Below are 21,359 nucleotides of genomic sequence, written 5' to 3'. Positions count from 1 at the left end.
ATTTGACGGATGTCTAAACGCTTATTTAGCTACTGAAAGCCATGATTTTTCCTATGGAGCAGGCGCTTCAGTATTCTTTTTCGTAGAATATGCCCGCCGCACCTTCGCCATCGCCGCCCGCTTCGCCACGCAATTTGACGCCGCGCCCTACATCAAGATTGATGATGGCCTTGGCGCCGGAACTGCCGCTTTGTTCAAGCTCCAGATAGGTCCGGTCGTTCAGATATTTGCCAGCCGAAACGCGCGCCTGCCCTTCCGAGTCGGTGGAAATATCCAAATCGTCTATGCCCAAATTGCTGCGCAGACTATCGAACAGGGATGTCGAGCGTCCGCCTGCCAGCTGACCTGCTGCATCCGCCAGCCGTGCGATCTGTAACGCAGACAGCTTGGACATGGATTGCCCAAAGATAAGCTGCGCCATGACCTCGTCCTGCGGTAACGCAGGAGACGAGGTGAAGGCGAAGGCCGGATCGTTGGCGTTTCCGGTTACCGACACGGTCACGGTGGTGGAGCCGGCGGTCGATTCCGCTGCCATGTTCAGCACTGGGACGAGACCGCCCCCGAACGTGATGTCGCCGGTCGTGAAATCCAGTCTCCGCGTCAGGATTTCAAGTCTGCCGCGGCGCATTTCAAAGCCGCCTGAGACCACAGGATCTGCGGCCGTGCCACGTACTGTCAGGCTACCCGTCAATTCGGCGTCGATACCCCGACCGCGAACGAATATGCCACTGGGCGCATTGATCTGGAGGTCGAGCGCAATGGTGGAGGAACTGCCCGAGCCACCTTTGTCGGCGTTCAGCTTTCTCTCTTGGGCCCGCACGGCAGGCGGCGCGTTCTTGTGCTTGACGTCGATCTGGGCGAGAGATGCGGGTAGGCGCTCCGGTATCGTGATCGCGCTTTTCTCCAACGTTAGCGTGCCGCCAAGCACGGGTGAGTTCAAAACCGGCCCTTTCAGCGTCAGCGTGCCGCTGGCATTTGTGGTAAACAGCGTTCCGTCATTATAGGCGGCACGGTTGAGCGTAATGGTGAGGTCTGCGGGAAAACCGGAGCCGGGTGTTATGCCAACGGTGCCGGTGCCGGAGATGGTTCCGCCACCGGCCAGCCTGCCTGTCAGGCGCGCAATGGTGGCTCGGTCGCGATCGAGATTGATCGTCGCGCCGAGATTGTTGATCGTCAGGTTCCGACGCACATCCGTGACACGGGTGCCATCCGTCGTAATGCCGCCGGTGACGATGGGGGCAGAGGCGGTGCCTTCGATCTTCACGTCGATTGCGGCCCTGCCTTCTACGTCGAAGCCCTGCGCTGCGGTCTGGGCGGCAACTGCGCCGAACGGCAATGTTCCCTTGAATGCCATGGAGAGTGGGCGGTTGCCATCGACACCCAGCGTTCCGCCGCCGGAAAGCGACAGCCCGCCCTGACCGGTCACGTCGGTATCGAGGCGGAGCGTTCCACCGGCAAAGCGCCCATTGGCCTTGATGCCGAGAGCGCCGAGACCGGCGGCGCGGGTCTGGCTTACAGCGGCATCGGACCAGGTCAGATCATAATCAATCGCCGGGTCGGAGGCCGACCCCTTTGCCGTGACTGTTCCTGAGATCGTGCCTGCTGCGTCCAGACCGGGTGCGAATGCATTGGCGAGATTGGCCGGAAGGGCGCGTATCGTGGCCTTAAGATCAAGCGCGGAGCCTGCCGTACCACTGACTTCGACGCGCCCGTTCCCGGTTTGTATGACGAGGCCTGCAATGCGGGCAGTACCGCCTTCAACCGCGATGGCGGTGGGTTGAGCAAGCCTCACCGGTATATTACGCGGTGTTGCAGACAGGGCGTCGATTTTGACCGCGAGTGCGCCTGTACCGGTGTCGGCGCTTCCTTTCAGTATCAATGGCGCGTTGTCGTAGCGAGCGTTGAGATCGAAGGTGGTTGCCGTACCAGAGTGATCGATATCGAGGTCGAGACCGGAGATGGAAACAGCACCGGCGTTGATCGTTTCTGCGGTTACCTTGCCGTTGGCAGCAAGTGCCAGAAGATCATCGATCTTGAGGTCCGCCACGAATTTCGAGACGGAACTGGTTCCCTGCGCAATGTTGCTGCCCGATGCGCGAATGGTGGCTGCGATTTTGCCACCGGAGTTCGACAAGGCGACATCACCCTTTACGTCACCATTTGCCTGTTGCGCCGCAAGGGCCGCCAACAGAGAGAGGTCGGGAAAGTCGAATGTCAGGGTGCCCGTGGGAAGAAACTGCTGCGTGAACTGAAGCTTTCCGGTCAGAACATTGCGCCCGACGGTCACGTTCAATGCTGGAACCGTCGTTCCCGTTTCTCCTTGAAGCAGCTCCCCCGATGCATCGATAACCTGCCCGTCCAATGTGCCGCTTGCTGTCAACGTGGCTTGTGGGGCATTCGGGTCGGCCTTGCCCTTGGCAGAGAGTTTCAGTGCAGCCAATGTCCGCCCTGCAAGCGTCGCCCTCGCCGCGTTCAGGTCGAGCTGAAACTCTGCCGCGCCCAGCGGTCCGTTGGCATCCAATGAAAAGCCCAGAGCGCCGGATGCTTGCGGCGTCAGTTTTTCGAGTGCCGGCAAACGACCGCCAAGCTTGGCGACGACATTTCCGTTCTCAACGGCCAGATTGCCATTGGCTTCCAGGGTGCCGGACTTGATGACAAGATTTTCGATGCTTGTACGGCCACCTATCGTGCTGTCGAGATAGGCATCGATGGCAATCGTCGTGTCGAATTTATCCGCAAGTACCGGCGGAAGTACGGCTGGGAGCACGAAGAGGCGAAGATTGCTCGTAATGTTGCCTGCTGACAGATCATAGGTGCCGCTTCCGGTTCCGCCGATGCTGGCGCTCTCCAGCGTTGCCCCTTCGAATGCGATCGTGCCGGGAGAAATCCGCAACGGCGCGGTCAGCTTCAGCGGTGCCTTGATCGCTCTTTCGAGATCCGGGGCGATCAATGCGGACTGGGCGATGCTGACGAAGGTCTTTACCGTTCCGGTCTGGCTTGCCAGATTGAGGTCGCCACTTCCTGCGGTAATCTTGACGTCATCGAAACGACCTTGTGGCAAAGCCAGTGAACGGAGCGACGCGGACGCATCGAGTTTCGCGGCGCTTGCATTGCCGCGAAGGGAAAGATCGATACCGTTGACGAGGGCGCTCACTTCGCCGCCATCGATGGGCACGCGTATATCGACGGGACCATCCGTGCCGATGAGGTTTGCCGTCAAATCGTTCTGGCCTTGCTGGTCGACAGCACCGGACGCGGTCAGCAACAGCTTTCCGGTTTCGATATTGCCGCTTTCGACACTGATACGACCGCTCGGAGCGATGCTGGCAGCTATATCCAGCTTGGTCTGACCGGAAAAGAGCTGTCGCACCACCGGCGGCAGAAGCATGTCCGGCTGGCCACCGCCTTGAAGCTCCAGGTGGCGTGTTCCGTCGCTGGCAAGCCGATGGCGTCCATTGAGCTCAAGCACGGGATTGCCATCAACCGCACCGCTGAGCTTGCCGGTCCAGTCCGATAGTGCTCCGTCTCCCTTTAACGCCAGAGCCACGGCAGGCGTGTTCGGTAGACGCAGGAGCGTAGCCAACAGACCTCCCTTTGGTTCATCTAGGGACGCATCGAGCTTCAGAAGATTTTCGTTCGGCGAAAAAGCGATATCGGCAACGACTTTGGCATTAGGCTCGTCTTTGCGATTTGCGGCTAGCGAAAGAGCAATCGTGTTGCTGCTTGCGTTGCCTTTACCCGTTGCTGCGAGCTCGAACATACGGCCTGCCAGCTTTTCCCCGAGCCTGATATCGAGCAGGGCGAGGTCGTCGACCGTGATGTTTACGGGGAGCGAAAAACCCCTCTCGTTTTTTTCAGCAGTCTGCTGGGCGGGAAGAGGGGGTCTTTGCACGTCGACATTGAGAACGCTGATCCGCTGCGCATGGAAGGTACCTTGCAGCAGCGCCATAGGGGACCAATCGACCTCGATGCCGTTGAGTTGCGCATATCGACCATCGCGGTCTGACAGCGTAACGCGGTCCAGGCGCAGATCGCCCGTGAGCAGTCCGGTGGGGGATGATATTTCGATGGCCTGATCCGGCGTGGAGATCAGCGACGACAGCTTAGAGGCAGCAAATTGGGAGCCCGTCGGTGTCAGTCCGATGAACATGACCGCCAGCACCAGCAAAGCCACGCCGCCGAGGGCAACGTAGATGATCCATGTCAACAGTCGAATCAATGCGGTCATCAAACGTATTCTTCACTCTGCTGGTTGTCTTGAAAGGCCGCTCTGTTCAAAAAGACTGGCCTATACCGGCATAGATGCCAAAGCTGCTTCCACCCTCGTATTTCTTGAGTGGCATGGCGACGTCGAGACGCAATGGTCCAAACGGTGTCGCATAACGAAGACCGATGCCGGCCCCGGCGCGGATATCGGAAAAATCCGGAGCGAGGTCTGAAGAGACCACACCCGCATCGACGAATGGGACAAGGCCGATCGTGTCCGTCACCTTGAAACGTGCTTCCAGGGAACTGACAACGTAGGAGCGGCCACCGGTTGCTTCGCCTTCATCATTATAGGGCGAAATCTCCTGATAGCTATATCCGCGAACCGATCCGCCGCCGCCGGCATAAAAACGTCTCGTTGCCGGTACGTCCTCCAGCGAGCTTACGCCGATCAGGACCCCACCTGCAATCTTGCCTGCCAGTACGACCTGATCGTCCGAACCCAGGCCCTTGTAACCTGTCGTCGAGCCTTCGAACGACGAAAAGAAGGTGCCGTTCAACGCTTCGTAGCTGGGCTTGGCCGAAATCGATGCGCGGAAACCTTCGGTTGGGTTGAGTTTGTCGTCGCGCATGTCGCGCACGAATTCCAGCGGTATCGAGGTCGTCAGGTACTGATTGTTGCCGAAAGCATCGTCGGTATCTGTCCACTCCACTTCAAAACCGGCCGACGCGGTGTCGTAGTCGTTGAACTCGTAAGAAAAGCCCCCATAGCCCGTAACCGATCTGGCATCATAGGTGTCGGGATGTTCGGTCTTTGCCTTCAAACTGGCCGTGAACGTGGTCGCGGGGTTGAACACACCCGGCTTGGTGAAAATGATACCGGCAGAATAGTCCATATCCTGCACGTTAGATGCTTCACCAAGCCTCGATACCGCGCCCTCGATCCGCAGAGATTCAGCTTTGCCGAAAAGGTTGCGATGACCCCAGTAACCCTGGAGCCCAATGCCTTCGGTCGTGGAATATTGCGCGCCGACCCCCAGATAGCGATGCTTCCCTTCCGAAACCTCGATTGTCAGAGGGATCGTGCCGTTGGGTGCCAGCACTGTCGCTTCCTTGATGGTGATGCTGGAAAAGACGCCGAGCTTGCGCAACCGGTCCGACGCCTTGCGCAGTTTTTCCGGCGAATAGGGTTCTCCGCCGTTGAGGCGGGAATAGCGACGAATGAAATCCTGATCGACCGTACGCTGTCCCTTGACTGCCACTTCACCCAGTGGTGCGACGGGCCCGCCTACGGCGGACATGGTCAGATCAACGGTATCGTTGGCATGATTGGCAACGGCTTCGCGCTTGGTCAGTTTGGCGAGTGGACGTCCTTCCGCCTTCAAATCATCAACAAGCTTGTTGCCTGCCTTGATAATGGCAAGCGATCTGGCATCGCCGCCGGTGACAAGGCCGTATTGATCAAGGTCGCGCCCAGCAACGTCGCCCTCTAACCTCACATTTCCCAGTTTGAAGACAGGACCGGGCGATACATCTATGACCACCGGAACGGGGCCGGAGCGATTGAAGGACGGATTGGGTGGAATGGAATCGATGTCCTGTCCGGCAACCGTTACTTTGACGGTTCCGCCATAGCGGGCGTTTTCATAAAGCGCGGCGATGAGACGCTCGCGATCGTCTCTGGCACGAATCAACAAACCCAGATCACCCGACGCGGGTTTGTCGGGCTCGGATGCCAAAAGGGAACTGTTGGTCAGGCTTTCCTGGAGTTTGGTATCCGCGTCTGGAGTATTGAGGGTGACGGTGAACTTTACAGGATCGAGTACCTGCTGCTCCTCGTCATCGGACCCGAAAATGTTGATGCCGAACAGCTTGAAGGCATAGGCGTTTCTGGCAAAACCCGGATATAGTGCAACGGATGCTGCGACCGCCATTGCGGTGCCGGCCTTCCAGAACGCAGTACTTTTCTTTGGGTCAGTCCGTCGTTTTGGCATACGCTACTTTATGGTTGAGCATTTATTATCGGCCCCACCGGTTTCCCATCCGTTAACATTCAAGCTTAATCATAAACTGACAAAATGGCACCCTGAAAAGCACTTTTTGCAGCCTAAAACGCAAAAGCCCCGGCGAACCGGGGCTTTCTCGTGTACCAAAACCGCGCTTTTAGCGGCAACGTGCCGTGTAGCGCTGACCGTACTGGTCGCGATAGTAGCAATAGCCTGGCTCGGAAGCGTTGCCGATCAGCGCGCCGCCGACGCCACCGATTGCCGCGCCCACGGCTGCGCCGCGTACGTTGCCCGTGACGGCACCACCGATAACGGCACCGGATACGGCACCGATGGAAGCACCCTTTTCAGTCTGCGTGCAGCCTGCAAGCGTCAAACCGATGACGGCGAAAATAATAGCCTTTTTCATGAACTCTCTCCAACGTTACATACGAGCTCTATGGCTCTTGGTAGGCGTCCCATAGGTTATCTGCGGCGACTGCTACCTCCGACCGCGACAGATATCTAACAAGTCGAATGTGTTAATGGAAGCCTCCCCTTATCAGGCTGCGCTCCCGGCCCCAATCGATTGTGCCCTACTGAACGAGGTGGAAAAGGAAAAGTTCCATTTCGTCGCCAGTTTGATGTGAATCAATTTTGCTCTTTGCTAAATATCTTATAGGTATTCCTGGAATGGTTCAAAAGTAGGGGCGAATTGACGCAGTTTTTCACAAATGGCGTCGACGGGGTTGACGGCTCAAGGAGGTGAGCCGACAACGACTGCAAGAATTCTGGAGCATGGAATGGACTTCGAGGCATATTTCAAGACCGAACTGGATGGTTTGCATTCGGAAGGTCGTTATCGCGTGTTCGCCGATCTGGAGCGACAGCAGGGCAATTTCCCGCGCGCGACCCGTTACACCACCAGCGGTGAAAAGCGTGACGTGACGGTGTGGTGTTCCAACGACTATCTCGGCATGGGACAGAATCCGAAAGTCATTGAAGCCATGAAGGCCGCCATCGACCACTGTGGCGCGGGTGCGGGAGGCACCCGGAATATTTCTGGCACCAATCACTATCACGTTCAGCTGGAGTGTGAACTGGCTGACCTGCATGGAAAAGAATCGGCACTGATCTTCACGTCCGGTTACATTTCCAACTGGGCGACGCTGGGAACACTCGGACAGAAGATACCGGGGCTGATCATCTTTTCAGATGCGCTCAACCATGCATCGATGATCGAGGGCATTCGCCATGGCCGATGCGAAAAGGTCATCTGGAAACATAATGACCTTGAGGATCTCGAAGCGAAGCTGAAAGCGGCTGATCCTGCTGCTCCCAAACTCATTGCTTTCGAGTCGGTCTATTCCATGGACGGTGATATCGCACCGATCAAGGAAATATGCGATCTCGCCGATAAATACGGTGCGATGACCTATCTGGATGAGGTTCATGCTGTCGGCATGTACGGTCCACGTGGCGGCGGAATTGCCGAGCGTGAAGGCCTGATGCACCGGGTGACGATCATCGAGGGTACTTTGGGAAAAGCCATCGGCGTCATGGGCGGCTATATCGCCGCTTCGGAAGCGCTGTGTGACTTCATCCGCTCCTTCGCATCCGGGTTCATCTTCACGACAGCTTTGCCGCCTTCGCTGGCTGCCGGCGCCGTTGCCTCCATCCAGCATCTGAAAGCCAGCCCGTTCGAGCGGGCACGCCATCAGGAGCGTGTTCGCACCCTGCGCACCATGCTGGATCAAAGCGGCATCCCGCACATGAACAACCCAAGTCACATCGTGCCTGTGATGGTCGGCGATGCGGCCAAGTGCAAATGGATTTCCGATATTCTTCTGGATGATCACGGCGTCTACGTTCAGCCGATCAATTATCCGACGGTACCACGCAAGACCGAGCGCCTGCGGATCACGCCGACGCCTCTGCACAGCGATGCAGATATGAAGCAAATGGTTGATGCGCTCCATCAGCTGTGGTCGCGCTGCGCCCTGGCGCGTGCCGTCGCCTGACAGCTTCAATCCATTGGATCAAGGTCGCGGATCGTTGAGTCCGCGTCTGACCTCCACAGATGGTGGTTGCTCAATTTAAAGAGTCACTGCACGTCATTTAAAGGCCGCTGGACGACGTTCAGGCGGCTTTTTGCTTTTTCTGGATTATATCGAGGGCGCATTGGCGGGCGTCAGCGTCAGCACGGAGCACATCTTTAATCGTGTCGACGCTTCTGCCATCATCGATACGGTCCATCACCACCTCAACGATATCGGCCATATCCAGAAAGCCGATGCTTCCTTCAACGAAGGCGTGGAATGCGGTCTCATCCGCAGCATTCAAGACTGCGCCTTGGGCACCGCCGCGCTGCAGCGCGGTTTTCGCAAGGCGTAATGCCGGGAAGCGTTCTTCATCAGGCGCTTCGAAATCCAACCGCGCAAGCTTGGTGAAGTCGAGCCGTTCCACATCGATCTTGCCACGTGCTGGATAGGTCAAGGCGTAGGAAATCGCGGTTCGCATATCCGGGCACCCAAGCTGGGCAATCACAGACCCATCCGAGTAGGCGACCATCGAATGAACGATCGACTGGGGATGGATGATGACCTCGATCTGCTCCGGCGTCAGATCGAAAAGATATTTCGCCTCGATCATTTCCAACGCCTTGTTGAACATCGAAGCGCTGCCGATAGACACTTTCAGACCCATCGACCAGTTCGGATGGGCGCGGGCAACGTCGGCGGTGACGCCGGACATCTGTTCGCGGGTGAAGGTTCGAAAAGGTCCGCCGGATGCCGTCAGGATGACCCTTTCGACGTTATCCTTGTTGCGGGGCTCCAGGCATTGGAAAATGGCGCTGTGCTCGCTGTCCACCGGTATCAGTTGGCCGCCGCCCTGAGCGACCGCCCGGATAAAAACTGCCCCGGCCGAAACCAGGCATTCCTTGTTGGCAAGCGCGATGTTGGCTCCACGGCTTGCTGCCGTCAGTGTCGGCTCCAGTCCAGGGGTTCCTGCAATGGCCGCCATGACCCAGTCCGCGTCCATGCTTGCGGCTTCCTGCAAGCCGCTTCTGCCTGCCGCCACATGTATGCCGCTTCCTGCGAGCGCATCCTTCAATAGGTGATAATTCTCTTCCTGTGACGTCACCGCGAGACGCGCACCCAGCGCCCGTGCCTGCTTTGCCAGAAGCTCGATATTTCCAGCGCCGGTCAGTGCCATGACGTCAAACCGTTCTCGACCACCAAGCTGGCCGATGACATCCACCGTATTGGCACCGATGGAGCCGGTCGAACCGAGTACGGTCAGTTTTTCGGGTGAAGTCGATCCCTGCTTGTGTGTCATGTCGATCCGGGTTGTTTCATCTTTATCGTCTAAAGCGTCTACCCGCGAAAGGTGGGCAGAACAAGGAGAAAGCCAGTCTCGCGATAACCCGTTCGATGGTTACGCCGTTCCAGCAAAGATCATCAGATATTGAACGTCCTGCCTCAAAGAGGCCGCAGAACTTTCGATTGCTTGCTTTATTGTTGAGGCGTCCGGGCTTATGGCTAATGACGCGACGAGGCAAAGAGGTGGAGCATGCGGCGTTTTTTTGTTTCCAGTGGCTGGATATTCGCCGCGACCTTGGTGTTGGTGCTTGTTTTTATCCCGTTCGACCCGATCCTTTCGCAAAGGGCGCAAGCCCTTCCGGAAAAGATAGTCGTCTTCAACAAAGCCATTACAGATTTCGGCACCTTCCGCTGGATGCTTTATAGCACCGGCCTGCTTGCAATCATCGCCTATGTGACGGCGCGCGGGCTTGCCACATCGTCGCATGCCAGCCGCATCCGAACCATCTGGAGACTGTTGCTCTACTTCTTCCTCACCATTGGCACGGCAAGCATTCTGGTGCATCTGCTGAAATTCGTGATCGGTCGCGCAAGGCCCGAACTGCTGATGGACATGGGTGCCTACAGCCTGACGCCTTTCACGGGGGACAATCTCTATGAGAGCTTTCCGTCCGGTCATTCTGCCGCCGCAGGCTCTTTCTTCGGCGCATTTCTCATGCTGATCCCTCGTTTTCGCGTGGTGTTCATGGGGCTTGCGCTGGTGATTGGCGTTTCACGGGTTATCGTCGGTGCGCATTACCCCAGTGATGTGGCGGCTGGCCTGTTGCTGGGCACATGGACGGCAATGGCCTTCGCCTTTCTCTTCGCCCGATATCAGTGGTTGTTCCGGTTCGATGAGACGGGTTGGCCACACCCGAAAAACGCCGCACCTTCCGTGTGACAGGGGACGTGAACATGCACAACAAAATCAAGACCAAGGTCGTGATCGCAGGAGGCGGGCCAGCGGGCATGATGCTCGGGCTTCTGCTCGCACGCGCCAATGTAGATGTGGTCGTCGTGGAGAAACATGGCGATTTCCTGCGTGATTTTCGTGGCGATACGATCCACCCTTCGACCTTGGATATCATCGAACAGCTGGGGTTCATTCGCGAATTTCTTGCTCTCCCGCACACGCGTGCAGAAAAGCTGCACGCGCAGATCGCCGGACGCAATATAACGATTGCCGACTTCTCCTGGCTGCCGATCAGGCATCGCTTTATCGCTTTCATGCCGCAATGGGACTTCCTCAACTTTCTTGCGGGAAAAGCAGGACAGTTCGATAACTTCCGGCTTTTGATGAACGCGCCGGTCACTGACCTCTTGCGGCAGGGCGACAGGATTTGCGGACTTCAAGTCGATACGCCTGAGGGACCGCTTACGATCGAAGCCGATGTCGTGATCGGTGCGGATGGTCGCAACTCGGTCATCCGCGAAAAGGCTGGGTTGGAGATCGAGCGTTTCGGCGAGCCGACGGAGGTGGTGTGGATGCGCCTTTCGAAACAGCCAGACGATCCCAAGGAGACGATGGGGCATGCCGGTCCTCGGCAGGGATTCGTGCTCATCGACCGTGGCGACTACTGGCAATGCGGTTACGTCGTGCGCAAAGGCACTTTCGACGTCATGAAGGCAAAGGGGCTGGAGGCATTTCGGGCAAGGGTTTCGCAAGTATGTCCGTTGCCGACCGACCGTCTGGAAGAAATACGCAGTTGGGACGACGCCAGCCTGCTGACGGTGCGCATCGACCGCCTGACGCGATGGTGGAAGCCGGGGGTGATCTGTATCGGCGATGCGGCCCACGCGATGTCGCCGATCGGCGGTGTGGGGGTCAACCTCGCCATTCAGGACGCAGTCGCCGCCGCAAACGTTCTTATCCCGGCGCTGTCATCCGGAGGCTCGATTTCTGACACTGATTTGTCAGCCATTGAAAAGCGCCGCTCTTTTCCCACCAAAGCGATCCAGCGCCTGCAATTGATGATGCGCAGCCGCAAAAAGGATCAACCTAAAACCAAACGAGCAGATGGCCCGCCGGCTTTCGTGCTTGCAATCATGCGCTTTCCGCTGCTGGCACATCTTGCAGGGCGTTTGATCGGTTTTGGTGTGAGGCGCGAAAAACTCAGATATTGAGTGTGTCGAACTCGCGTTCTTCGTACAGACGCCGCAATATCGCTGCCGTGCCCCGTGCTCCGTCCAAATCAAGGTCGATACTGCCGGGTTCCGGCAAGTCGAGCGCGCGGTTTATCGCTTCCACCATCGATTCTTTTGAGATCGCGCTTTCGTCAAGAACATGAGCGAGGCCGAGTTTTGCAAGGCGACCAGCGCGGGCGCCCTGTTCCGTCTCGCCACCCGTTGCGAAAGGTATCAAAAGAGAGCGGCATTTCGCCTGCAATATGTCGCAGACCGTATTGTATCCTGCCTGTGATATCGACAAACGGGCACCAGAAAGCAGGCTGGCAAAATCCTTACGGAATCGAAAAACGGACACGCCGCTGCCGGCTCGTGCGGAAATGTCGTCGAAGTCGGCCTGCGGCATGTTGGGGCCTGTAATCAGGCACCAGCTTTCGACCCTTTCGATTTGGCTGGCCACATCGAGCGCTGCCCTGATCAATGTCGCGCCCACGGCTCCTCCGCCTGCGGACACCACGACATCAAAACGATCTTGAGAGGCCGCAGGTTTCGATGGCGCAACAAGGCCTGTGTAGATGACACGCTGCCGGATCTGTTCGGCCAGCGGGAAAGTGTCTTCCAGCCGGACGAAGTTCGGGTCCGCGTGCACCAGAATGGCGTCGAAATGTTTCTTGACGAGCTTGATGGTCTCTTCATCCCGGCCCGGCTTGGCTCGCTCCTGCAGAATATCGCGCAGGGATGTGACGACCAGTGGTCTTTCGGTGCTGTTTTCGATGGCGCTGAGAAGAGGCATCAGCTCGAAGCGGACCTGTCTGCGTCCGAAAGGAAATGCCTCGATAATCACGATATCGGGCCGTGTCCCGTGGTAGGCGCCTAAAAGCATGCTGGCGCGGTTGTCCTTGAAGACGTCATCTACCGGCTTCCCCGTGGCATCCACCAACCCTGAGAAACTGCCATCGCCAACTGCAATGGGCGGCAATTCGATGTGCCGGATACCTTCAGCCGGAAAACCGGGAACGGGCATTCCACCCGTCACCATGGTGACATCGAAACCGTCTGTCACCAATGCGCTTGCCACCCTGCTGGCGCGGGCAATGTGACCGATGCCCAGAAGGTGCTGAACATAAAAGAAAACACGCGGCGCGGATCGGGTAGAGGTCAAACGCTTTTGTCCCATTCCTGCTCGAACAGAGTTTTCAACTCCGTGATGCTGTTTCTATGATCGAAAGATGTGCGCACCCTATGCTCGGCGGCGTCACCCAATCGTGTCCGCAGCGCCGGGTCCGTGGCCGCTTGTTCCAGAGCCTTTGAAAAAGCGACTGGATCGTCAGGCGCCGTTAGCAATCCGTTTTCACCATCCACGAAGAACTCGGGAATGCCTGATATGTTGGTGGAAATACAGGTGAGGCGCTGACTGGCTGCCTCCACCAGAACGTTCGGCAGGCCGTCCCGGTCGCCATCACTTGTAATGCGGCAGGCCAGTGCGAAGAGGTCGGCTTGCCGATAGTGCTCCAGCACCTGGGTCTGATCCATCGCGCCCGTCCAGACGATGCGCTCGGAAATTCCGAGTTCTTCCGCCAACGGTTTCAGTCTCGCCAGCTCGTCGCCGCCGCCGATGTGGGTGAAGTGCCAGTGCAAGGATGATGGCAGAGCGGCAAGGGCGCGCAAGAGGATGTCGATGCCTTTTTTCCTGACGGCGCGACCAACGCTGAGAATGCGGACCGGATCGTTGGGATCGGAGCCATTGCGTGAGCTGCGCGGACCCTCGAAATGTGGGAATCGTGTAAGATCGAGGCCGTGATAGCTGAGGTGCACTCTTGCCTTGTCGCTCGCCAGATTTTGCAGGTGCCTGAAACCACCAGCGGTACAGGTGACGGCCCAACGCGCGCTGTCGAGCTTCCTTGAAAGGTCCAGATCACCGGACGTCCAGATATCCTTTGCATGTGCCGAGATCGTCCAGGGGATGTCGGTGATCAAATGCATGTATGCGCCGACGGACGCTGGCGTGTGAATGAAGTGAACGTGTAGCCAGCCTGCATCCGCAGGCCACTCATGCGCGAGAACGGCGGCTTGCCCGAAACGGCGGAAGCGATTGCGGCTCATATCATGGCGCAGGTCGTTAAAGAATTGCCGCAGTGCTCTGCCAAAACCGGGTCGCTTTCGGCATGCCCAGAGCGCCTTCAAGACGCGAACCGGTTCTTCGTGCAGATATTCTGGCAGGTAGAAGACCTTGGCCCTGATCTCGTCGTGCACCGGATGACGCTTCTTGTCGGTCGGACGGCGCATGGAAACGAGTTCCAGTTCCAGCCCGGCCCGTTCCAACCCCAACAGTTCCTGCGCGATAAAGGTTTCCGAAAGGCGCGGATATCCTTTCAGAAGAACCACGATTTTCTTTTTGACGGTCACGATATCCGCGTCTCTTTCTGACATCAGGCGCTTGCGGGCAGCACTTTGACAGCATCTTCCGGCTGAAGCCATTCGGCAATGCGTCTGGAAATATTCTCCAACCCGTCGAGTTTGAGGTTCTTGCCATTGGCAGACGGTGGCGCGCGGTGGAGGAGGTCCTTCAGTGCCTGCGCCATCTTCTGCGGATCTTCCGCCTCTTCCGGCAGTAGCATGTCGAACAGGCCGAGGTCAGATGCGCGGCTTGCTCTTATCAACTGCTCTTCGCGGGGAACGATGCGCGGTACGATCAGCGCCGGTTTGTCGAAGGAAAGGATTTCGCAGACGGTGTTGTAGCCGCCCATGGAGACCACGGCCTTGGCCCCCGCAACGATATCTTCCATGCGATTGTCGAATTCGATGATCTCGATATGGGGAATATCCGACGTGTTCTGCATGAAGCGCTGCCGCTGCTCACCCGGCATGTAGGGGCCTAGCACGATCAGCGCCTTTTGCGTCAGTTCCGGGTCGGCCTTGTAGGCATTGATGACATCATCGATGAGTTCGCTGCCGTCACCGCCGCCGCCGGTCGTCACCAGAATATAGTCGCCGTCCGTGCGCTGAGACGGATTTTCGGACTGTGTCTTCGAGCGTTGCAGGAAGCCGACGAAATCCATCTTGTCGCGCACCTTCGGCGGTACATCCAGACCCATCAGCGGGTCGTGGAAATCAGGCGGCCCATAGACCCAGACATGATCATAATAGCGCTCGATCTTGCTGAGCACGTCATTGCGCTTCCACTCGGCTTCCAGGAGCTGTGGTGCATCCATCACGTCGCGAAGACCGATGACAAGCTTGGTGCCCTTTGCCTTGAGATAGGTCAGCGTCTCCTCGACCTCGCCACGCAGGCCCATGGGCTCCTTGTCGACGATGAAGATGTCCGGCTGAAAGCTTTCGGCGGTGTGGTAGATGATCGAGCGGCGCATCTTCAGCGTTTCCTGAAGATCGATATGCCGGTCGAGCGACGTATATTCACCGTTTCTGAGCTTGATGACACTGGGGATTTTGACGAAGTCGACCCGGGCACGATAATCGAACGCTCCGGCGATGGTCGCCCCTGATATGATCAGCACGTTCAGACCGCGATAGTCCTCGACCAGCGCATGGGCGATGGTACGGCAACGACGCAGATGCCCAAGCCCGAAACTATCATGGCTGTACATGAGAATACGGGCGTCGTTCAGACGAGTACTCACGGGTTGCACCTCTTGTCCAGGCTCTGATAGCGCGTCGTATAGGGTCGATATGTCACTGGACGGTCCGTGGTTATTTAAAGGGATCTGCCGCATCACGTAGTCCATCGCCGAAGAAATTAAAGGCCAATATGACGAGCACCACCGGCACTGTGGGCAGAAGAAGCCATGGATAAAGGGCAATCACGCTAACGCTTCGCGCTTCTGTGAGCAGAATACCCCAACTTGTGATCGGGGGACGAAGGCCCAGCCCTAGGAAGCTGAGTGCGGTTTCGCCCAGGATCATACCCGGTATGGTCAAAGTTGCCGATGCGATCAAGTGCGACATGAAGCCGGGGATCAGGTGCCGGCCGATGATGCGGGACGTTCTGGCACCCATCAGTTGCGCCGCCAGAACATAGTCTTCCTCGCGCAGTGCCAATAGTTTGGAGCGTACGGCACGGGCAAGCCCAGTCCAGTCCAGAAGGCCCAGAATGATCGTAATGCCGAGATAGACCAGAATGGGGCTCCAGGTCACCGGCATGATGGCGGCAAGCGCCAGCCACAGAGGAATACTGGGAATGGACTGCAGCACCTCGATGATGCGCTGGACGATGAGATCGAAGACGCCGCCACGGTAGCCTGCAAGGCCACCGATCACGATGCCGAGAACGAAGCTCATGGCAACACCCAGCAGACCGATTGTCAGCGAAATCCGCGCACCATAGATGATGCGAGATAGAACATCGCGCCCGAGACGATCGGTGCCAAGCAGATACATCTGCCCGTCCGGTGCCGGACAGACAAGATGGACGTTGCTGTCGAAGAGACCCCAGAACTGGTAGTTGTCGCCTCGGCAGAAAAAACGCAATTTCTGCACATCCGTCGGCACATCGGTATAGACGCGCCGCAGATTTTCCATGTCGAGGCTCATTGTGCGACCGTAGACGAACGGACCGACGAACTGGCCATCATGAAACAGATGGATGGCCTGCGGCGGCGCATATATGTTTTCGACGTTGCGTGTGTGCAGATTGTAGGGCGCGAGAAACTCGCAGATCAGGATCGACAGATAGACGAACAGCAGAAACGCGCCGGAATAAAGAGCAAGCTTGTGCTGCCGGAACTGCCACCACATCAGCTTGAATTGCGATGCCTTGTTGAAGGCGGCAAGCCCCGATGTCGTCGGCTCCACGAGATTAGGGTCGAAGGGCGCGGTCGATACGTAATGTGGCAATGCTTCGCCGGGCTTTGGAAGAGTGGAGGTCATTTGATGTTTCCACCTCCAAAGCGAATACGCGGATCAAGAATGGCAAGCGCGATGTCCGAGATCAGAACGCCGACGACCGTCAGAAATGCCAGAAACATCAGGAAGGAACCCGCCAGATACATGTCCTGGCTTTGCAGGGCGCGAATGAGCATCGGGCCGGTCGTTTCCAGTGACAGGACCACCGCCGTGATTTCCGCGCCGGAAATAATCGCAGGGAGGATCGAGCCTATGTCGGAAATGAAAAAGTTGAGCGCCATTCGGAGTGGATATTTGGTCAACACCTTAAAGGGGTGAAGCCCCTTTGCACGGGCGGTGACGACGTACTGTTTCTGCAATTCATCCAGAAGGTTGGCGCGCAGCCTGCGGATCATGCCAGCGGTACCGGCGGTGCCGATGATGAGAACCGGTATCCAGAGATGTTCCAGAATAGACTTCATCTTGTCCCAGCTCATCGGCTGGTTCAGATATTCGCGATCCATGAGATGGCCAATAGATGTACCGAACCAGATATTGGCAAAATACATCAGGATTAGCGCCAGCATGAAGTTGGGAATGGCGATACCCAGCAGTCCGACGAATGTCAGACCGTAATCGCCCCAGCTGTATTTGTGCGTCGCCGAATAGATGCCGATGGGAAAGGCAATGATCCAGGTGACGATAATGGTGACAAAAGAGACCAGCATCGTCAGCCAAAGCCTGTCCCCGACCACTTCGTTGACGGGAAGCTGATATTCGAACGAAAACCCGAAATCGCCGACCAGCATGCCAGTTGCCCAGCGGAAGTAGCGGATAGGGGCGGGCTGGTCAAACCCGTAGCGGGCGCGAAGCTCTTCGATTTCCTGAAGGTTGGCGGTCTCGCCCATGGCTCGCATCTCTGCGACATAGCTCTCGAAATAATCACCCGGCGGCAGTTCGATGATGGTGAAGACCAGCATCGAAATCAAGATGAGCGTCGGGATCATCACAAGCAGGCGCCCTAGAATATATCTGAGCATGTCATGCGTCTCCGTCGTACCAGAACGCGTCTGGCATATAGACACCGAGATAGGAGGTAGGCTCAAAACCGTAGAGCGCCTTTTCCGGCACGTTGCGCATCTTGGCGGTATGAACGACCGGCTGAAGCGCGCTGTTGACGATCCCGATCGAAAAGACCTGTTGGGAATAGATATCCAGCATTTCGAGCCAGATATCGCGACGCTCTTCGTCTGTGACGCTGCGACGCCATTTCTTCAGGAGAGCCAGAAGATGGACGGCCTCCGGCAAGTCCGGCTCCTTGCCTTCACGCCCGCCGGACAGATAGTGCACGCCCCAGACTGGCCATTGAAGCTGATCGTCTCCTGTCGGTGCAAGGCCAGATGGCAGCATGTCCGGCGTCGGAACGGCATTGTCCATGCCAAACCAGACCGACATCATGACTTCGCCACCCATAGCCCGCTTGCGAAATACGTCGCGCTGGGTAGGTCTGCTGGAAAGTGATATGCCAATCTTGCGCCAATGGTCCGTCACCAACTCCAGCACATCCGTTTCCAGAGTGCTTTCGCCCGACGTTTCGACGATGATATGGGCCGGCCTGCCGTCTGGAAGCAGGCGGATATTTTTGTCATTGCGGTTCTTCAGACCAATCTCGTCCAGCAAAGCATTTGCCATTGCAGGATTGAAATCGGCCCAGGCCCGCGCAAACTCGGGGCGGAACAGCGAGCTCTCCGGCAAGACCGTGTCTGCGCTTTCCTTTGCCAGCCCGTAGAAGCAGACCATGTTAATCTCATGCCGGTCGATACCGATGGACAAGGCGCGACGCATCCGTACATCGCGAAACAGGTTGCGCCAGATGTCATCGCCGCAATTGAGATTGGGGAGCAGGCAAACACGGGAGCCTTGACTGCGTGTCCAAAGATTGACCTTCAAGGGGAAGCGGTCTTCCGCGTCCTTGAGGTAGGTATAGTCGTTGAAATCCAGCCCCATGAATTGCAGGTCGCTGTCCCCGGACGCCGTCTTGGCTGCAATGATTTCCGACGACGTAACGTTGAGCAGAAATCGGTCGAGATATGGCAGTTGCAGCCCGTTTTCATCGACACGGTGGTAATAGGGATTGCGTTCGAAGACGAACTGTTCGGCAGGCGGTGCCGTTATGTTACGCCAGGCATCCAGCGTCGGAAGATCGGGGTTTTCGGGGCGTACCTGCCGTGACATCTTGACGTGCAGGCTGCTCCAGTCGTCTACCTTGTTCTTCTTGATGAGCTTGGCGAGCTTTTCTTCGGTCTGGTACTTGCTGTGGAACTGCTTCATGTAGGCGGCCGGCAGACAGATACGCGCCGGTGATGCCCCTGCCAGCTTCGCCAGAAAATCAGGATTGGGTCCTTCCCAGGTGTAGCGAACCGTCAACCGGTCGATGACCTCCACGAGCGGCGGCTTGTCATAGACCAAAAGCTCGATCGGCGGGCCACCCTTGTGAATCTCGCGGTTGAGCGCCACGTCTTCCCAGAAATAGCGAAAGTCTTCGGTGGTGAAATCGCTTCCATCGGACCACTTGTGGCCATCTCGCAGTTTGAGCGTAAAGATGCGCTCGCCGTCGATGGCATAGCTTTCGAGGATGTCTGGCTGGAAGTCGAACTTCTCGTCGTAGCCAACGAGGCGCGCGTAGCTGTTAATCGGCATCAGCCTGATGTCGCGCTGACCACCGATCAGCATTCGTACGGTGCCGCCATGCTTGCCAGGCAGACGACCGAGATTTTGCAGGTTCAGAACACGGGGATTTTTCGGGAGCCGTTGTTCCACAGGCGCAAGCTCGCCCTTATCCCGTTTTTCCTTGAAGAAATTCGAGTCCGTGTACGTCGCAGCCAGTGCTTTCCACGGCGAAAAGACGGAAGCGAGGAGAGCGAGTGTCGTTCGGCGCGTTATCACGAGCGTAACTCCGAAACATTCACGTTTCCATTGGCAAGCACAAGGTGACCGCCGCCGAGATCAGCCGTGACGAGGCCGCCATCATCGCTTTCGCGAAACTGCCTGCCCCAGTCGAATTTGCCGGTCGCACTGATTTTTGCGATGGTGCTGAAATCGAGTGGTCTGTCGAGATCAGGGAATGGCACAGCCGCCAGAAGCGATTTCGTATAGGGATGCACGGGATGACGCATCAATGTTTCCCGAGGCGCCAGTTCCACGATCTTGCCCTCGCACATCACGGCCACACGGTCCGCCATATAATCCACCACCGCAAGATTATGCGAAATAAACAAATAGGTGAGGCCGAGATCTTTCTGGAGATCCTTCAACAGATTGAGGATTTGCGCCTGCACCGACACGTCAAGGGCGGACACGGGCTCATCGCAGATCAAAAGTTCCGGGCCGAGTGTCAACGCACGGGCAATTCCAATGCGCTGGCGCTGGCCGCCGGAAAAACTGTGCGGGTAACGGTTGAGAGCGCTGTCTCCCAGGCCAATGGCCCTGAGAAGATTGCGCACCTTCTCCGCACGATATTTCGCATCCCCGCGACCGTGAATTTCGAGAGGTTCGCTCAGAATGTTGCTGATCGTCATGCGTGGTGACAACGATGAAATTGGGTCCTGAAACACCATCTGGATTTTCGTGCGCAATTCGCGCAGATCGCCGTCCTTGGCGCTCAGAACATCGATATCACCCGTGCGGCTGTGAAATGTAATCGATCCTTCGTCCGGACGCACGGCCCGCATGAGGATTTTACTGACGGTCGTCTTGCCGCTACCGCTTTCACCCACCAGCCCCAGGCACTCTCCACGACGAATATCAAAGCTTACGCCATCCACGGCCTTGGTCGCCGTTGACTTGCCTGAGGTGAACCAGCTTGATTTGCGCGTGGTATAGGTCTTGCTCACATTGTTGACGCTGAGAAGGACACCTTCAGCCTTGTCGACCATCGCCGACTTCTTGCCGATCAGGCTTTCCTTGTCGACCGTCACTTCGCGCAGGGCTTTCAAACGCTCGCCCGGTTTCATGTCGAAGTGCGGAACGGCTGCCATCAGGCCTTTGAGATAGGGGTGGGATGGTGAACGGAAAATCTCGTCCACGGTGCCCGATTCCATGATTTCACCCTGATAGATCACGGCGACTTCATCGGCAATGTTGGCCACGACGCCCAGATCATGGGTGATGAGCAGCATGCCCATGTTCAGTCGGCTTTGCAGGTCACGCAGCAGCTTGAGAATTTGCGCCTGTATGGTGACGTCGAGCGCCGTCGTCGGTTCGTCTGCGATGAGAAGCGCCGGGCGGCAGATCAGCGCCATCGCGATCATCGCGCGCTGTCGCATCCCGCCTGACAGCTCGAAGGGATACATGGTGCAGATTTTGGCAGGATTGGAGAAGCCGACGAGATCGAGTGTCTCTTCCATTTTTTCCTGGCGCTCTTTCGGCGTGAGAACCGAATGAATGCGCAAGGCCTCGTCGATCTGGTTGCCGACGGTGTGGAGCGGTGAGAACGACGTCATAGGCTCCTGAAAAATCAGGCCGATGCGATTTCCCCTGATGGCGCGCATGGGCTTGCCATCCGGCTCCAGCCGCAACAGGTCGACGGGCGCTTTGGCCGGATGTTGCGGGTCAGAAAACAGAATGCGGCCATTCACACTCGCGGTGCGTGGCTGAATGCCCATGATCGTTTGACCGATCACCGATTTTCCGGAACCGGATTCGCCCACGAGTGCCGTGACCTTGCCGGGCAGGATGCGCAGACTCGTGTTCCTGACGGCGTCGATTTTTCCGCCCATCAAGGAAAAGGAAACCTGCAATTCTTCTATGCGAAGCAGATCGGCGCCTGAACTCATGCCAAGGG

At 57.3% G+C, this 21,359-nt stretch carries 14 protein-coding genes; 3 read left to right on the top strand and 11 right to left on the bottom strand.

Going from position 1 to position 21,359, the window contains the following annotated elements; genetic code table 11:
* Window positions 1–67: 67 nt before the first annotated feature.
* The 3 genes from ASF29_RS22405 to ASF29_RS22395 form a co-directional block, all read right to left on the bottom strand.
* Window positions 68–4,228 (bottom strand): translocation/assembly module TamB domain-containing protein, encoded by a 4,161-nt coding sequence (locus ASF29_RS22405; protein ID WP_062452895.1) that lies wholly within the window; start codon window positions 4,226–4,228, stop codon window positions 68–70.
* A 46-nt stretch (window positions 4,229–4,274) separates the two neighbouring features.
* Window positions 4,275–6,200, bottom strand: a complete 1,926-nt coding sequence (locus tag ASF29_RS22400) for an autotransporter assembly complex family protein (protein WP_082453703.1) — start codon at window positions 6,198–6,200, stop codon at window positions 4,275–4,277.
* A gap of 169 nt (window positions 6,201–6,369) precedes the next feature.
* Window positions 6,370–6,621, bottom strand: a complete 252-nt coding sequence (locus ASF29_RS22395; protein WP_042620082.1) for a YMGG-like glycine zipper-containing protein — start codon at window positions 6,619–6,621, stop codon at window positions 6,370–6,372.
* 373 nt (window positions 6,622–6,994) lie between these two features.
* On the opposite strand from ASF29_RS22395, the gene hemA reads away from it, so the two are divergent.
* Entirely contained in the window at window positions 6,995–8,212 is a 1,218-nt protein-coding gene (gene hemA, locus ASF29_RS22390; RefSeq protein ID WP_062452893.1) for a 5-aminolevulinate synthase, read from the top strand.
* A 118-nt stretch (window positions 8,213–8,330) separates the two neighbouring features.
* Here the strand turns inward: hemA and dxr are convergent, their stop codons facing one another.
* The gene (gene dxr, locus ASF29_RS22385) at window positions 8,331–9,530 is read right to left on the bottom strand and encodes a 1-deoxy-D-xylulose-5-phosphate reductoisomerase (protein WP_062452892.1); all 1,200 of its coding nucleotides are present in this window, start codon (window positions 9,528–9,530) and stop codon (window positions 8,331–8,333) included.
* Between the two features lie 234 nt (window positions 9,531–9,764).
* Between dxr and ASF29_RS22380 the strand changes: the two genes are divergently transcribed.
* Together ASF29_RS22380 and ASF29_RS22375 are read left to right on the top strand one after the other, a co-directional pair.
* Window positions 9,765–10,454, top strand: a complete 690-nt coding sequence (locus ASF29_RS22380) for a phosphatase PAP2 family protein (RefSeq protein WP_062452891.1) — start codon at window positions 9,765–9,767, stop codon at window positions 10,452–10,454.
* A gap of 14 nt (window positions 10,455–10,468) precedes the next feature.
* Window positions 10,469–11,677: an FAD-dependent oxidoreductase gene (locus ASF29_RS22375; protein WP_062452890.1), complete on the top strand. Its 1,209-nt coding sequence runs from the start codon at window positions 10,469–10,471 to the stop codon at window positions 11,675–11,677.
* Here the strand turns inward: ASF29_RS22375 and ASF29_RS22370 are convergent.
* From ASF29_RS22370 to ASF29_RS22340, 7 genes are all read right to left on the bottom strand, one after another.
* On the bottom strand, window positions 11,667–12,854 hold the full coding sequence (locus ASF29_RS22370) for a glycosyltransferase (protein WP_156462795.1): 1,188 nt from the start codon (window positions 12,852–12,854) through the stop codon (window positions 11,667–11,669). The two genes, ASF29_RS22375 and ASF29_RS22370, sit on opposite strands and share 11 nt — an antisense overlap.
* On the bottom strand, window positions 12,836–14,083 hold the full coding sequence (locus ASF29_RS22365) for a glycosyltransferase (RefSeq protein ID WP_062453129.1): 1,248 nt from the start codon (window positions 14,081–14,083) through the stop codon (window positions 12,836–12,838). The genes ASF29_RS22370 and ASF29_RS22365 overlap by 19 nt, the downstream gene beginning before the upstream one ends.
* Window positions 14,084–14,106: 23 nt before the next feature.
* On the bottom strand, window positions 14,107–15,315 hold the full coding sequence (locus tag ASF29_RS22360) for a glycosyltransferase family protein (protein WP_062452889.1): 1,209 nt from the start codon (window positions 15,313–15,315) through the stop codon (window positions 14,107–14,109).
* Window positions 15,316–15,385: 70 nt separating this feature from the next.
* Window positions 15,386–16,561, bottom strand: a complete 1,176-nt coding sequence (locus ASF29_RS22355; protein WP_062452888.1) for an ABC transporter permease — start codon at window positions 16,559–16,561, stop codon at window positions 15,386–15,388.
* Entirely contained in the window at window positions 16,558–17,556 is a 999-nt protein-coding gene (locus ASF29_RS22350) for an ABC transporter permease (RefSeq protein WP_062452887.1), read from the bottom strand. Before ASF29_RS22350 ends, ASF29_RS22355 begins: the two co-directional genes overlap by 4 nt.
* A 1-nt stretch (window position 17,557) precedes the next feature.
* The gene (locus ASF29_RS22345) at window positions 17,558–19,462 is read right to left on the bottom strand and encodes an ABC transporter substrate-binding protein (RefSeq protein ID WP_062452886.1); all 1,905 of its coding nucleotides are present in this window, start codon (window positions 19,460–19,462) and stop codon (window positions 17,558–17,560) included.
* Complete coding sequence (locus tag ASF29_RS22340) at window positions 19,459–21,351, bottom strand: ABC transporter ATP-binding protein (protein ID WP_062452885.1); 1,893 nt, start codon at window positions 21,349–21,351, stop codon at window positions 19,459–19,461. The genes ASF29_RS22345 and ASF29_RS22340 overlap by 4 nt, the downstream gene beginning before the upstream one ends.
* Window positions 21,352–21,359: the final 8 nt, after the last annotated feature.

Origin of the sequence: Rhizobium sp. Leaf262, assembly GCF_001422245.1 — a bacterium.
GTDB lineage: Bacteria > Pseudomonadota > Alphaproteobacteria > Rhizobiales > Rhizobiaceae > Agrobacterium.
Note: the sequence above shows the minus strand (reverse complement) of the source record. Positions and strands in the feature narration are given on the sequence as shown.

Excerpts from the sequence above, each read along its gene's own strand:
- ASF29_RS22350 (WP_062452887.1), bottom strand. The coding sequence starts at position 17,556 with ATGCTCAGATATATTCTAGGGCGCCTGCTTGTGATGATCCCGACGCTC.
- ASF29_RS22370 (WP_156462795.1), bottom strand. The coding sequence starts at position 12,854 with ATGGGACAAAAGCGTTTGACCTCTACCCGATCCGCGCCGCGTGTTTTC.
- ASF29_RS22405 (WP_062452895.1), bottom strand. The coding sequence starts at position 4,228 with ATGACCGCATTGATTCGACTGTTGACATGGATCATCTACGTTGCCCTC.
- ASF29_RS22380 (WP_062452891.1), top strand. The coding sequence starts at position 9,765 with ATGCGGCGTTTTTTTGTTTCCAGTGGCTGGATATTCGCCGCGACCTTG.
- ASF29_RS22340 (WP_062452885.1), bottom strand. The coding sequence starts at position 21,351 with ATGAGTTCAGGCGCCGATCTGCTTCGCATAGAAGAATTGCAGGTTTCC.
- dxr (WP_062452892.1), bottom strand. The coding sequence starts at position 9,530 with ATGACACACAAGCAGGGATCGACTTCACCCGAAAAACTGACCGTACTC.
- ASF29_RS22375 (WP_062452890.1), top strand. The coding sequence starts at position 10,469 with ATGCACAACAAAATCAAGACCAAGGTCGTGATCGCAGGAGGCGGGCCA.
- ASF29_RS22400 (WP_082453703.1), bottom strand. The coding sequence starts at position 6,200 with ATGCCAAAACGACGGACTGACCCAAAGAAAAGTACTGCGTTCTGGAAG.
- hemA (WP_062452893.1), top strand. The coding sequence starts at position 6,995 with ATGGACTTCGAGGCATATTTCAAGACCGAACTGGATGGTTTGCATTCG.
- ASF29_RS22355 (WP_062452888.1), bottom strand. The coding sequence starts at position 16,561 with ATGACCTCCACTCTTCCAAAGCCCGGCGAAGCATTGCCACATTACGTA.
- ASF29_RS22395 (WP_042620082.1), bottom strand. The coding sequence starts at position 6,621 with ATGAAAAAGGCTATTATTTTCGCCGTCATCGGTTTGACGCTTGCAGGC.